The organism is Burkholderia sp. RS01 (assembly GCF_039748055.1).
Lineage (GTDB): Bacteria > Actinomycetota > Actinomycetes > Actinomycetales > Micrococcaceae > Arthrobacter.
In genome coordinates, this window is record NZ_JBDLAK010000004.1 from 181,577 (window position 1) to 193,273 (window position 11,697).

An 11,697-nucleotide genomic window follows, 5' to 3' on the forward strand; every position below is an offset into this window, starting at 1 on the left:
GCGTGGTACCGGCCTCGCTGCGGAACTAGTCGCGGGTCAGGCGGCGGTGGGTGACGCGGTGCGGCTTGGCGGCGTCGGGGCCGAGGCGCTCCACCTTGTTCTCCTCGTAGGATTCAAAGTTGCCTTCGAACCAGTACCACTTCGACGGGTTCTCCTCGTCACCTTCGTAGGCGAGGATGTGCGTGGCCACCCGGTCCAGGAACCAGCGGTCGTGCGAGACCACCACGGCGCAGCCCGGGAACTCGAGCAGCGCGTTTTCGAGGCTGCTGAGGGTCTCGACGTCGAGGTCGTTGGTGGGCTCATCGAGGAGCAGCAGGTTTCCGCCCTGCTTGAGGGTCAGTGCGAGGTTCAGGCGGTTGCGCTCACCGCCGGAGAGCACGCCTGCCTTCTTCTGCTGGTCCGGTCCCTTGAAGCCGAAGGCGGCGACATAGGCGCGGGAGGGCATTTCAACGTGGCCGACCTGGATGAAGTCGAGGCCGTCCGAGACGACCTCCCACAGGGTCTTGTTGGGGTCGATGCCGCCGCGGCTCTGGTCCGCGTAGGAGATCTTGACCGAGTCACCGATCTTCAGTTCGCCGCCGTCGAGGGGCTCGAGCCCCACGATGGTCTTGAACAGCGTGGACTTGCCCACGCCGTTGGGGCCGATGACTCCGACGATGCCGTTGCGGGGCAGGGAGAAGGACAGGCCGTCGATCAGGGTGCGGTCGTCGAAGCCCTTCTGCAGGTTCTTGGCCTCGAGGACCAGGCCGCCCAGGCGGGGTCCCGGCGGGATCTGGATTTCTTCGAAGTCCAGCTTGCGTGTCCGGTCAGCCTCGGCTGCCATTTCCTCGTAGCGTGCCAGACGCGCCTTGGACTTGGTCTGCCGGCCCTTGGCGTTGGAGCGGACCCATTCCAGTTCTTCGGTGAGCCGCTTGGCCTGCTTGGCGTCCTTCTTGCCCTGGATTTCCAGGCGGGCCCGCTTCTTCTCCAGGTAGGTTGAGTAGTTGCCTTCGTAGGGGTACAGGTGGCCGCGGTCCACTTCCGCGATCCATTCCGCGACGTGGTCAAGGAAGTACCGGTCGTGGGTGACGGCCAGCACGGCCCCTGCGTACGAGGACAGGTGCTGCTCCAGCCACAGCACGCTCTCCGCGTCCAGGTGGTTGGTGGGCTCGTCGAGCAGGAGCAGGTCCGGCTTCTGGAGCAGGAGCTTGCAGAGTGCGACGCGGCGGCGCTCACCGCCGGAAAGGAGGGTGACGTCGGCATCGGCCGGCGGGCACCGGAGGGCGTCCATGGCCTGCTCGAGCTGGGAATCGAGGTCCCAGGCGTCGGCGGCGTCGATGGCTTCCTGCAGCTGGCCCATTTCCTCCAGGAGGGAGTCGTAGTCAGCATCCGGGCTGGCCATCTCTTCGGAAATCTCGTTGAAGCGCTGGATCTTGCCGTAGATCTCGCCAACGCCTTCCTGGACGTTGCCCAGGACGGTCTTTTCCTCGTTGAGCGGCGGCTCCTGGAGCAGGATGCCCACGCTGTAGCCGGGGCTCAGCCGGGCTTCGCCGTTGGAGGGTATGTCCAGGCCTGCCATGATTTTCAGAATGGTGGACTTACCGGCACCGTTGGGGCCAACAACGCCGATTTTGGCGCCCGGGAAGAAGGACATGCTTACGTCGTCGAGAATAAGTTTTTCGCCAACAGCCTTACGGGCCTTGGTCATTGTGTAGATAAATTCCGCCATGCTTCCAAATCTAGTGGGTTGGCGGGGATATCTCACATTCGCGTCAGGCGGGAGCCCCCACGAAGCACTTCCCGTTCGCAAGCACCGGCAGCACCGTCACGGTGACTTTGCCGTCGCGGATCTGCCCGAACACGCAGTCCTTGCCCTGCACTGACGCGGCCTCAATGGAATCCACGTCCAGGCCAGTGGGCGTGCGGCCGGCCGAGACCTCGAGGCTGCGGGCCGGAACACCGGCGGCAGTCAGGGCCGCCGTGATCTGGTCCGTTCCGGGTTTCGGGTTACCTACAGTGAGGCTTCCGAGTGCTTCGGCCATGGTCCGCTGCAGCCGTGCTGTGGCCGTAGCGGCGGTCGCCTGTGCAGCCGCGGAGGACGCCGGAGCCGGGGCGGCAGCGGAAGATGCGGCGGAGGTAGCCCCCGCCGGGCCGGTGGACTCCGGTCCGGGCTGCTGGCTGGCGCCGGAACTGCACGCAGCCAGTGATGACAGCAGCAGCACCGAGAGTGTGAACCGGCCGGAGAACCTGCCGTAACCGCCCCTGGAGCCGGTGGTTGCCTGAGGTGTCTTCGCTCGCGTCACGCTGCCATTCTGCCATGCGGCACCGGGGGGTTACGGTGCCGCATGCCACCGCCGCTCAGGCTGCCGCCCCGGTGAGCTCTCCGGTTTCGGAGTCCAACTGCAGGGTGTCCCCTGTGGCGCCGTCGATGAAGATGTCTGTGGACCCGGAGTCTTCATCCTCCTCACCGTCTTCCTGTCCTCCCTCCTGGTCACGCCCGGAAGCATCGGATTCGTGCCCCTCGGCGTCGCCGGTCTGTCCGTCGGCGGCTACGGCGGGCTGGGGGCTGTTGCCGGCGGTCCGGGTGAAGTTGGCGGAGCCCCACATGAGGTCGTGGCCTACGGACTCGGCGTCGATTTCGGCCGCGTGGTAGATCCGGCCGTCCTTTTCCCAGCTGCGCATCTTCAGCCGCCCTACGATGATGACGCGCTGGCCCTTCTTGATGCTGCAGCCGATGTTCCCGGCCAGCTGCCGGTATCCCTGGACGGTGAACCAGTTGGTGTTTCCATCCACCCACGTGCTGGAGGCGCGGTCGTACCGCCGGTCGGTCGACCCGAGGCGGAAGGAGGCGGTGGCAACACCGCCGGGGGTGGTGGAGCTTCTGATCTCCGAGGCAACGAAGCCGCGGACGGTGATGTTGTCAGTCATCTTGGTGTCCTGTCTCGAATTGTCTTGCCCTAGCAGGCACTCCAAGCATCGACCGGCCACGACGGACCAGGGAGGGACAACATGACCTATGTGCAAAACCCGGGCAGGGGACGCCGTGTGGAGGACAGGTGAAACGGCCCCGCCCGTGACACCGTCCGGGGTCAAGTCAATGTAGACTTTTTTAGGCGCCTGGAACCTGCCGGGCAGCCACTGCCCCAGTAGCTCAGGGGATAGAGCAGCGGCCTTCTAATCCGCCGGTCGGGGGTTCGATTCCCTCCTGGGGCACCAGGCGGTGAGTCGAGACATCCTTTACGGATGTGTCGGGTCATCGTTGACACCCCGGTCTTCGGACCGGGGTGTTTTTCGTTGTCCCGGCGCGCAGTGCCGCCAGCCTTTTACCAGCCCTCCCGACACGCGACCCTTCCGATGCAAAGCATGCTTACTATGCGCCTGAAGCGTGCTTATGATCGGAGTGGGCGCCGGCACAGTGATGTGGCGCCGGCGCCCACGTCCCCGGCCGCGCTGGACCATCGGAAAGGATTCACCGGCATGACGCAGAATCGATCTGAGCCCGAACCGTTCGACGAGCAACCATCGCCGCCGGCGCAGGCCTCCGTGCCGAACGTTCCCCCGCCAGCGGAAGGCCGAACGGCCGCCGGGGAGGGCCAAAGCCGGCCCGGTACCGCTTCCCTTCCCGGCTACGACGGAGGCACCACTCCGGCGGCCACGAACGAACCAAAACGTCCAGTCACCCGCGCCGGCATGATCTGGGCCGCGGTCGCGTCGGCCCTGGTGGTGCTTGTGCTGCTGATCGTCTTCATCCTGCAGAATCAGGAACTCGTCCAAGTGAAGTTCTTCGGGCTGCAAGGTGCCGTGGCCCTCGGCATCGCACTCTTCATCGCCGCAGTCGGCGGCGGCGTGCTCGTGGCAATGGCCGGCGCCGCGAGGATCATCCAACTCCGTGCCGCCGAACACCGCCGGCGCGTATCAGGCTCACGGCAGCGCTGAAAAGGCGGTCGCCGAGTGCGCCGGCGCGCGGAGGCAAGCGACGGGATCCTCCGGCCGCTCCGCCGGGTCAGCGCTCCAGATACTCCTTGAGGTTGGCGAGCACCATATCCCAGAGTTTGGTGGATTCCTCCGCCTCGGATTCGCTCCGGTTGTTGCCCTGCGTGATGCTGACTTCGGTGCCTTCGGCCCGTGGATCCAGGCGGTACTCCACCGTGTGGTAGTTCTCCGGCACGTCGGGAAGCCCCGTCAGTGGACTGTAGTGGCTGATCCGCAACAGCTCGTTGGGCCGGTTCGCCAGGACAATTCCCTTGTCTTCGTAGGTCTTGCCCTTCCATTCCCCGGCAAAGGTCACGGGGTCGCCCTCACGCCACGTGGACGTGACGTTCGTGCCCAGGAAGTACTGCCTGACGTCGTCGGGATCCGTAAGGGCCTTCCAGACCCTCTCCGCGGGTGCCGCTACGACGATGGACGCCACCGCGTCCTTGATCTGATGATTCATAAGCCTGCCTCCTCGGCCTCACCCTACCCGCGGACGCCAGCCCTGTTAAGGGCGCACCCGCGGCTGAGAACTCCGGGCCCGCGACTGATGACTCCGGGCCGGCACCGGTGTCCGGTGCCGGCTGTCCGTACCGCGGGTGGGCAGGGAGCCGTCAGGCGTACGGCAGCACCAGCTCGGCGTAGCGCGCCTTCATGGCCACGAGGACGGCGTCGCCGTCGGCATCCCAGATGGCCTGGTTGAAGATTTCCACTTCGATGTCGCCGGTGTATCCGGCGTCCCGGACCCAGGTGCCGATCGTGGCGAAGTCGATCACGCCGTCGCCCATCATGCCCCGCGACAGGAGGGCGTCTGCCGCGATGGGCAGGTTGAAATCGCAGACCTGGTATGAGGCTATGCGGTTCTCCCGGCCCGCCCGTTCAATCTGCGCCTTCAGTTCCGGGTCCCACCAGACATGGAACGTGTCGACGGCGACGCCGACCGCCTTCGCGTCGTATGGGCCCGCCAGGTCGAGGGCCTGGCCCAGGGTGGAGATCAGGGCACGGTCCGCGGCGTACATCGGATGCAGCGGCTCAAGGACCAGCCGGATGCCGTTTTCGACGGCGAAGGGAACCAGGTCTGCGAGGCGGTCAGCCACGCGCCGGCGGGCCGCCACCACGTCCTTCTCCCCCGGGGCCAGGCCGCCGACCACCAGGAACAGCTCCCGCGTGTCCAGTGCCACTGCTTCCAGGACGGCGGCACGGTTGTCGGCGAGGGCCGCCGCCTGGCCGTCGGCGTCGGCTGCCGTCAGGAAGCCGCCGCGGCACAGAGAGGAGACGCGCAGGCCGGCGTCCCTGATCAGCTTGGCGGCCTTGTCCACGCCGGCTTCGTGCACGCGGTCGCGCCAGGGGCCGATCGCCGGGATGCCGGCCCGGGCACAGCCGTCGACGGCCTCGGCGAGGGTCCACTTCTTGGTGGTGGCGCTGTTGAGGGAAAGCCGTGAAAAGTCGCTCATACTCCCACTCCGTTGATGCGAAGGAAATCGGACATCCGGAACGCCGCGAGGGCCGGGTCCTTCAGCAGCCCGGCCTGGTCGGCAAGTTCGAAGGTCTTGGCCAGGTGCACTACGGAACGTCCGGAATGCAGTCCGCCCACCATCTGGAAGCCCGGTTGCTTGCCGTTCAGCCAGGACATGAACGCGATGCCGGTCTTGTAGTAGAACGTGGGGGCGCTGAAGATGTGCTTGCCCAGCTCCCGGGTGGAGTCCAGGATGGCGCGGGCCCTGGTGGGATCGCCGGCGTCGTAATTTTGCAGCGCCGCCGAGGCTGCCGGATAGATGGCGGCGAAGATGCCCAGCAGGGCGTCCGAATGGTGGGTACCGTCGCCGTCGATGAGTTCCGGATAGTTGAAGTCGTCGCCGGTGTAGAGCCGGACGCCCGCGGGGAGGGCCGCGCGCAGTGCTCCTTCGTGGCTGGCGTCCAAAAGCGACACCTTGACGCCATCCACCTTGTCCGCGTGCTCCCGGATGAGGGAGAGGAACGTTTCCGTGGCCGCAGGGACATCCTCGGAGCCCCAGTAGCCCGCCAGCGCGGGATCGAACATGGTGCCGAGCCAGTGCAGGATCACCGGCTGCTCCGTTTCCTGCAGCAGTGTCGAGTAGACCTGCAGATAGTCATCCGGCCCGCTGGCCACTTTCGCCAGGGCACGGGAAGCCATGAGGATCACCTTGGGGCCGGCCTCGGATACGACGGCGACCTGCTCGCGGTAGGCATCCAGGACGGCCCGGATTCCGGCAGCACCTGAGGGCAGCGAGCCCAGGTCCAGCTGGTCGGTGCCGGCACCGCAGGACACGAGGTCACGGACGGACTTTCCGGCCGTGGCGGCGCTACCGGAGGAAACCACTGACGCGGCCTCGACACCGGTGCGCTTGATGAGCTGCTGCGTGGCCTGCCAGTCCAGGCCCATGCCGCGCTGGGCGGTGTCCATGGCGTCGGCCACCCCCAGGCCATAGGACCAGAGCTCGTGCCGGTAGGCCAGCGTGGCGTCCCAGTCGAGCCGGGCCGGTGCCCCGGGAGTGTTGTCCGCTGTGACCTCCGGGATGACGTGGGCGGCGGCGTAGGCGCGGCGCGATGTCAGTGGCGCGGCCGGAATCGGCCACGAAGTGGCGGAGTTGAGGCGGTACTCACGCGTGCCGCCGTCGTGCGTGGGAAGGATCAGCGATGTCATGAGAGCGTGATCTCCGGGATGTCGATGGTGCGGCGCTCGCCGTTGGACTGCAGTCCGAGCTCGGCGAGCTGGACGCCACGCGCCGCGGAGAGCAGGCCGAAGCGATGTTCGCGGCCGGCGACGACGTCGCGCAGGAATTCCTCCCACTGCAGCTTGAAGCCGTTGTCCAGTTCGGCGTTGGCGGGGACTTCCTGCCACTGGCTGCGGAACGATTCGGTGACGGGCAGGTCCGGGTTCCAGACGGGTTTGGGCGTGTGGGCGCGCTGCTGCGCGACGCACTTGTTCAGGCCGGCGACGGCGGAACCGTGCGTGCCGTCGATCTGGAACTCCACGAGTTCGTCACGGTAGACGCGAACGGCCCAGGAGGAGTTGATCTGGCCGATGACCTCGTCACCGCCTGGGGTTTCGAGCTCGAAGATGCCGTAGGAGGCGTCGTCGGCGGTGGCCTGGTATTCCTTGCCGGCCTCGTCCCACCGCGCGGGGATGTGGGTGGCGGTCTTGGCACTGACGCTCTTGACCTTGCCGACGATGCCTTCGAGGACGTAGTTCCAGTGACAGAACATATCAGTGGTCATTCCGCCGCCGTCTTCCTTACGGTAGTTCCAGGACGGGCGCTGCGCCGCCTGCACGTCCCCCTCGAAGACCCAGTAGCCGAATTCGCCGCGGATGGAGAGGATGCGGCCGAAGAAGCCTTCATCGACTAGGCGGCGCAGCTTGACCAGGCCGGGGAGGTAAAGCTTGTCGTGGACCACGCCTGCGGTGACTCCGGCCTCCTTGCCGATGCGGGCCAGTTCAATCGCCTCGTCCAGCGTTTCGGCAGTGGGCTTCTCGGTGAAGATGTGCTTGCCGGCGCGCATGGCCTTCTTCAGGGTGGCCGCCCGGAGGCTGGTCATGGAGGCATCGAAGACGACGTCGACCGTGGGGTCGTTGATGACGGCGTCCAGATCGGTGGACCACTCGGAGACCTTGTGGAGCTCGGCCAGCTCACGGATCTTGGTCTCGTTCCTGCCCACCAGGATCGGTTCGACCTGAACCCTGGTGCCGTCCTCGAGGGTGAAGCCGCCCGCGTCGCGGATGGGAAGGATGGAGCGCAGCAGGTGCTGGCGGTAGCCCATCCGGCCGGTGATGCCGTTCATGGCGATGCGGATCGTCTGTGTTTCGAAGCCCATGTGTCCTCTTCATAGTCAGTGAAGCTCCAGGTCGTCCGGAGTCCGAATGAACTGGGAAAGCGCATTCCCGTCGCTTCCAATAATGCCCATGCCACGCCGTATTGGCAAGCGCTTTCCCAGCATTCCCCGCAACTGCCATAATGTGAACATCTCCGCAGCGGACCGACGCTGGGGGCTGTTGAACAGGAGTTGTCTGTGGCTGCAAGCACGCTGACCGAGGTGGCCCGCCTGGCAGGGGTCTCCCCCGCCACCGCATCGCGCGTCCTCAACGGTTCGGCGCGGACGCCGGGGCCGGACATCGCGGAGCGAGTGCGGAGGGCCGCGGAATCGCTCGGCTACATTCCGAACGCCCAGGCCCAGGGCCTGGCGAAGTCCAGCTCCGGGCTCCTCGGTCTGATCGTGCACGACATCGCCGACCCCTACTTCTCCGCCATCGCCCGCGGCGTGCAGGAAGCCGCCCGGGAACAGGGCAAGATGGTTTTGCTGGCCACCACCGGCGGCACCCCTGCGGACGAACGGGCGGCTGTGGCCGCGTTCGCCGCGCGCAGGGCCGACTCGATCGTGATCGCCGGGTCCCGCTCCGCCCGCCCGGCGGACCGGGACGGCAATGCCGAGCTGGCCGCGGAACTGGACCGGTACTGCCGCAACGGCGGGCGCGTCGGCGTCGTGGGGCATCCGGTCATCGGAGCCGCAACCTCCGAGGGCTACCACGTGGTTGCCGTTCCGAACGAGGAACTCGCCGCCGAGCTCGCCCGTCAGCTCGCGGCGAACCACCCCGGTGAGTTCGTCATCATGGGCGGCCCGGAGGGTCTCGTGACGTCCGACGACCGCGTTCGCGGATTCCAGGCCGGCCTGGCGGCCTCCGGCCGGCAACGGGCAGAGGTCATGCACAGCGGCTTTGACCGCGCCGGAGGCTTTGCGGCTGGCGAGGTGCTGGCCTCCCGCATCAAGGCCGGCCGAACGCAGGGTTCGGCCGGGCCCCGGCTCTGCATCTTCGCGGTCAATGATGTCATGGCCATCGGCGCCGCTGCAGCCCTGCGCTCGGAGGGGCTGCGGATCCCGCGCGACGCCTTTCTCGCCGGGTTCGACGACATCGAAACGCTGCGCGACTTCCGCCCGGCGCTGTCAACCGTACGGCTTCCCTTGGAGGAGATCGGCCGGCTGGCGGCCCTGGGCGCCGCGGGCGGGGACTCAACGGCCGACGGCGGGGCTCCCGTTCCGGTGACAGGCCAAGTGACCCTTCGCCACAGCACCGAGGCGGCCCCGGAGTCCGTTTCGTAGCCCGTGGCCGTCGCCACCTCGCCAGCCCCGAGGGGCTGACCTAGGCTGTTCCCATGACACAGCCGGACGCCACGAAACAGCCGGACCGGGACGCCGCAGGCGGCATCGCCACCGCCGCGGCCGAATGGCCCGACGTCGAGCAGCTGTTCGGCGTCAGGGGCGAACCGTCGCGGTGCTGGTGCCGGTTCTTCGCCCTGACCGGGCCTGACTATGCGGCGACCTCCCCTGCCGACCGCAAGGCCCTGCTGAAAGACAGGTTCGACGGCGGCATGCCGGCGCCCGGCGTCCTCGCTTACCGGGACGGCACTCCGGTGGGCTGGTGTGCCGTTGAACCCCGGCACTGCTATCCCCGGATTCTGCGTTCGCAGGTCCTCAAGGCCGCCGGCCCGGGCATCGCCGGCCCTGCAATTTCTGGCCCCGCAATTCCCGGCCCCGCCGGCGAGGCCGCCGCGGACTCCCCCGCAGCTGCCGATGTATGGTCTGTGAGTTGCTTCGTCGTCTCCCCCGGCCACCGCCGCAGCGGCGTTGCAGCCGCGCTCCTCGGGGCCGCCGTCGAGCACGCAAGGGCCTGTGGAGCAGCGGTGCTGGAAGGCTATCCGGTGGATGCGGCGAAGCGGCCCAAAGCCGGCGCGCCGGACCTGTACCACGGGACACTCGGGCTCTTCCTGGCCGCCGGCTTCGAGGTGGTCAGCGAGGCCGTTCCGGGCCGCGCCGTGGTGCGCCTGCAGCTCAGGCCGCCGAGCCCCCGGTGACCGACGGCACCGCTATCGGCTCAGGGCGCGGATCGTCCAGCCTGCCTCATGCGACGAGCCCGGGAGCAACTCCACCACATCTGTACCCGAATTGAACGCGTCGGGCGGGCAGGTCATCGGTTCCACTGCCAGTCCGAGCCGGTCCGGACCCACGGGCTTGTCCGCCGTGTGAACCTGCACCCACGGGCACCGCTTGTCCCATTCGATCTCCACTCCCGTCCCCGAGGGGTCAAAGACGCGCACCGTTGCCAGTCCGTCAGGGTTGCGGCTGAGGCTCGTGAACGCGTGGTCAATCCGGACGGAACCAAGGCCGCGCTCGTTCCGGAAATCGAACTCATGACCGTCAACGGACCTCATTTGCCGCGGCAGCAGCCGGTCCGGCGTGACTTCGAGAAACTCTCCAGCGGGGAGTTCCAGCGTCCAATTATCCAACGGGGCCGGGCCGGCGACGAGGTACGGATGCGGGCAAACCCCGTACGGGGCCGCCGTCTCACCGACGTTGGCGGCCGTGACAGCGCAGTGCAGGCCGTCGGCCAGCAGCTCATAGGAAGCGGTCACCGCAAGCGCCCCCGGATAGGCGGGTCCGGCAGCGACGTGGCACCGGAGAGTGACCGAGGAATCCGTCCGCTGCGCCAGGGTCCACGGCACATCCAGCACCAGGCCGTGGAGGGCCGTGTTCCGTTCGGGTTCGTTGATGGGCGCCTGGAATGCTGTGCCGCCGTGGCTGTAGCGGCCGCCGGCCACCCGGTTGGGCCACGGGACGCAGACCACTCCCCGGTAGTCCGGAATGGGGCCGTCCGCACCAAAGCCGACCACCAGGTCCCGGCCGTCGTACCGAAGTTCCCGCAGGGCTCCGCTGCGCTCGGTGATGATGGCCGAATAGGGGCCGAAACTTATGGCATGCTCCGTGCGCGGCATGGGCGTCCTGTCTCCTCTGTTAGCGCTAACTTTCCGTCACTACCAGCAAGGATAGCGCAGGGTCAGGGCAGGGTCAGGATGACCGGACCGTCCTCGGTGATGGCCACGGTGTGTTCGCTGTGTGCAGCCCTGCGGCCGTTGGCGGACCGGAGCGTCCACTCGTCCTCGTCGTGGTAGTAGTCACCACTACCTCCGAGAATGAGCATCGGCTCGATGGCGATGACCAGCCCCTCGGTCAGCTTGATCCCCCGGCCGGGGCGGCCGTCGTTGGGTACCGGAGGTTCCGCGTGCATGGTGCGGCCAATCCCGTGCCCGCCGTGGTCAGCCAACAGTCCGTAGCCCTCCCGCCGGGCGGCGCCGCCGATCGCGTACGCGAGGTCGCCCATCTTGTTGCCCACCCGCGCAGCGTCGATGCCCCTGGCCAGCGCGGCGTCCGTCGCCTCGATGAGCGCCTGGTCCACCGGATCCACCGTGCCCACGACAAAGCTGATGGCGGCATCCCCGCACCAGCCCTCAAGGAAGGCGCCGCAGTCCACGCTCAGCAGGTCTCCGTCCTGCAGCCGGTATCCGTTGGGGATCCCGTGCACCACGGCATCATTCACACTCGTGCAGATCACGCCGGGAAACGGAACGGCAGCCCAGCGCGGCCGGTAGTTGAGGAACGCCGGCGTGGCTCCGGCGTCGGAAATCGAGGCGGCGGCAACGCCGTCGAGTTCCGTCAGCGAAACACCGACGGCGGCTGCCTGCCGGACCGCCGCCAACGCGTTGGCCACGACGCGTCCCGCTTCGCGCATCAAGGCAATTTCCTCGGGAGTCTTGATCATGGACATGGGGGCCTCCGGGATTACTTGGGCGCGGCAGGTGGATCCGTGCCGGGCGGCGCCTCGTACGCGCATACTCTGTACCTGCCTACTCTAGGACCACGCGGGCCGCTCCGGCACCGGCAAACCACGCGGCGGGT

At 67.5% G+C, this 11,697-nt stretch carries 12 protein-coding genes and 1 tRNA gene; 4 read left to right on the plus strand and 9 right to left on the minus strand.

The window, feature by feature from the left end; all coding sequences use genetic code 11:
* Positions 1-25: 25 nt before the first annotated feature.
* From ettA to ABFP37_RS05875, 3 genes are read right to left on the minus strand one after another with little or no spacing between them, the layout of a single operon-like run.
* Positions 26-1,708, minus strand: a complete 1,683-nt coding sequence (gene ettA, locus ABFP37_RS05865; RefSeq protein WP_078028793.1) for an energy-dependent translational throttle protein EttA — start codon at positions 1,706-1,708, stop codon at positions 26-28.
* A gap of 43 nt (positions 1,709-1,751) precedes the next feature.
* Positions 1,752-2,282 (minus strand): hypothetical protein, encoded by a 531-nt coding sequence (locus tag ABFP37_RS05870; RefSeq protein WP_260680692.1) that lies wholly within the window; start codon positions 2,280-2,282, stop codon positions 1,752-1,754.
* 55 nt (positions 2,283-2,337) lie between these two features.
* Entirely contained in the window at positions 2,338-2,907 is a 570-nt protein-coding gene (locus ABFP37_RS05875; protein ID WP_078028792.1) for a single-stranded DNA-binding protein, read from the minus strand.
* Positions 2,908-3,119: 212 nt separating this feature from the next.
* Between ABFP37_RS05875 and ABFP37_RS05880 the strand changes: the two genes are divergently transcribed.
* Positions 3,120-3,195: transfer RNA gene (locus ABFP37_RS05880), tRNA-Arg, on the plus strand.
* 261 nt (positions 3,196-3,456) lie between these two features.
* Positions 3,457-3,915, plus strand: a complete 459-nt coding sequence (locus tag ABFP37_RS05885) for a lipopolysaccharide assembly protein LapA domain-containing protein (RefSeq protein WP_347033000.1) — start codon at positions 3,457-3,459, stop codon at positions 3,913-3,915.
* Between the two features lie 67 nt (positions 3,916-3,982).
* Here ABFP37_RS05885 and ABFP37_RS05890 read toward each other — a convergent pair whose 3' ends face one another.
* The 4 genes from ABFP37_RS05890 to ABFP37_RS05905 all read right to left on the minus strand — a co-directional run bounded on the left by ABFP37_RS05890 (position 3,983) and on the right by ABFP37_RS05905 (position 7,785).
* Positions 3,983-4,414 carry an SRPBCC domain-containing protein gene (locus ABFP37_RS05890; RefSeq protein ID WP_078028791.1) on the minus strand — a complete coding sequence of 144 codons (432 nt, stop codon included), beginning with the start codon at positions 4,412-4,414 and terminating at the stop codon, positions 3,983-3,985.
* Between the two features lie 151 nt (positions 4,415-4,565).
* Positions 4,566-5,405: a sugar phosphate isomerase/epimerase family protein gene (locus ABFP37_RS05895; protein WP_347033001.1), complete on the minus strand. Its 840-nt coding sequence runs from the start codon at positions 5,403-5,405 to the stop codon at positions 4,566-4,568.
* The gene (locus ABFP37_RS05900) at positions 5,402-6,616 is read right to left on the minus strand and encodes a dihydrodipicolinate synthase family protein (protein ID WP_347033002.1); all 1,215 of its coding nucleotides are present in this window, start codon (positions 6,614-6,616) and stop codon (positions 5,402-5,404) included. The genes ABFP37_RS05895 and ABFP37_RS05900 overlap by 4 nt, the downstream gene beginning before the upstream one ends.
* Positions 6,613-7,785: a Gfo/Idh/MocA family oxidoreductase gene (locus ABFP37_RS05905; protein ID WP_078028788.1), complete on the minus strand. Its 1,173-nt coding sequence runs from the start codon at positions 7,783-7,785 to the stop codon at positions 6,613-6,615. Before ABFP37_RS05905 ends, ABFP37_RS05900 begins: the two co-directional genes overlap by 4 nt.
* Before the next feature lie 195 nt (positions 7,786-7,980).
* On the opposite strand from ABFP37_RS05905, the gene ABFP37_RS05910 reads away from it, so the two are divergent.
* Positions 7,981-9,066: a LacI family DNA-binding transcriptional regulator gene (locus tag ABFP37_RS05910; protein WP_347033003.1), complete on the plus strand. Its 1,086-nt coding sequence runs from the start codon at positions 7,981-7,983 to the stop codon at positions 9,064-9,066.
* Between the two features lie 53 nt (positions 9,067-9,119).
* Positions 9,120-9,818, plus strand: coding sequence for a GNAT family N-acetyltransferase (locus tag ABFP37_RS05915; protein WP_347033004.1), 699 nt, complete (start codon positions 9,120-9,122; stop codon positions 9,816-9,818).
* A gap of 12 nt (positions 9,819-9,830) precedes the next feature.
* Here ABFP37_RS05915 and ABFP37_RS05920 read toward each other — a convergent pair whose 3' ends face one another.
* Positions 9,831-10,736 carry an aldose 1-epimerase family protein gene (locus ABFP37_RS05920; protein WP_078028782.1) on the minus strand — a complete coding sequence of 302 codons (906 nt, stop codon included), beginning with the start codon at positions 10,734-10,736 and terminating at the stop codon, positions 9,831-9,833.
* Between the two features lie 62 nt (positions 10,737-10,798).
* Positions 10,799-11,566, minus strand: coding sequence for a type I methionyl aminopeptidase (map, locus tag ABFP37_RS05925; RefSeq protein ID WP_078028781.1), 768 nt, complete (start codon positions 11,564-11,566; stop codon positions 10,799-10,801).
* Positions 11,567-11,697: the final 131 nt, after the last annotated feature.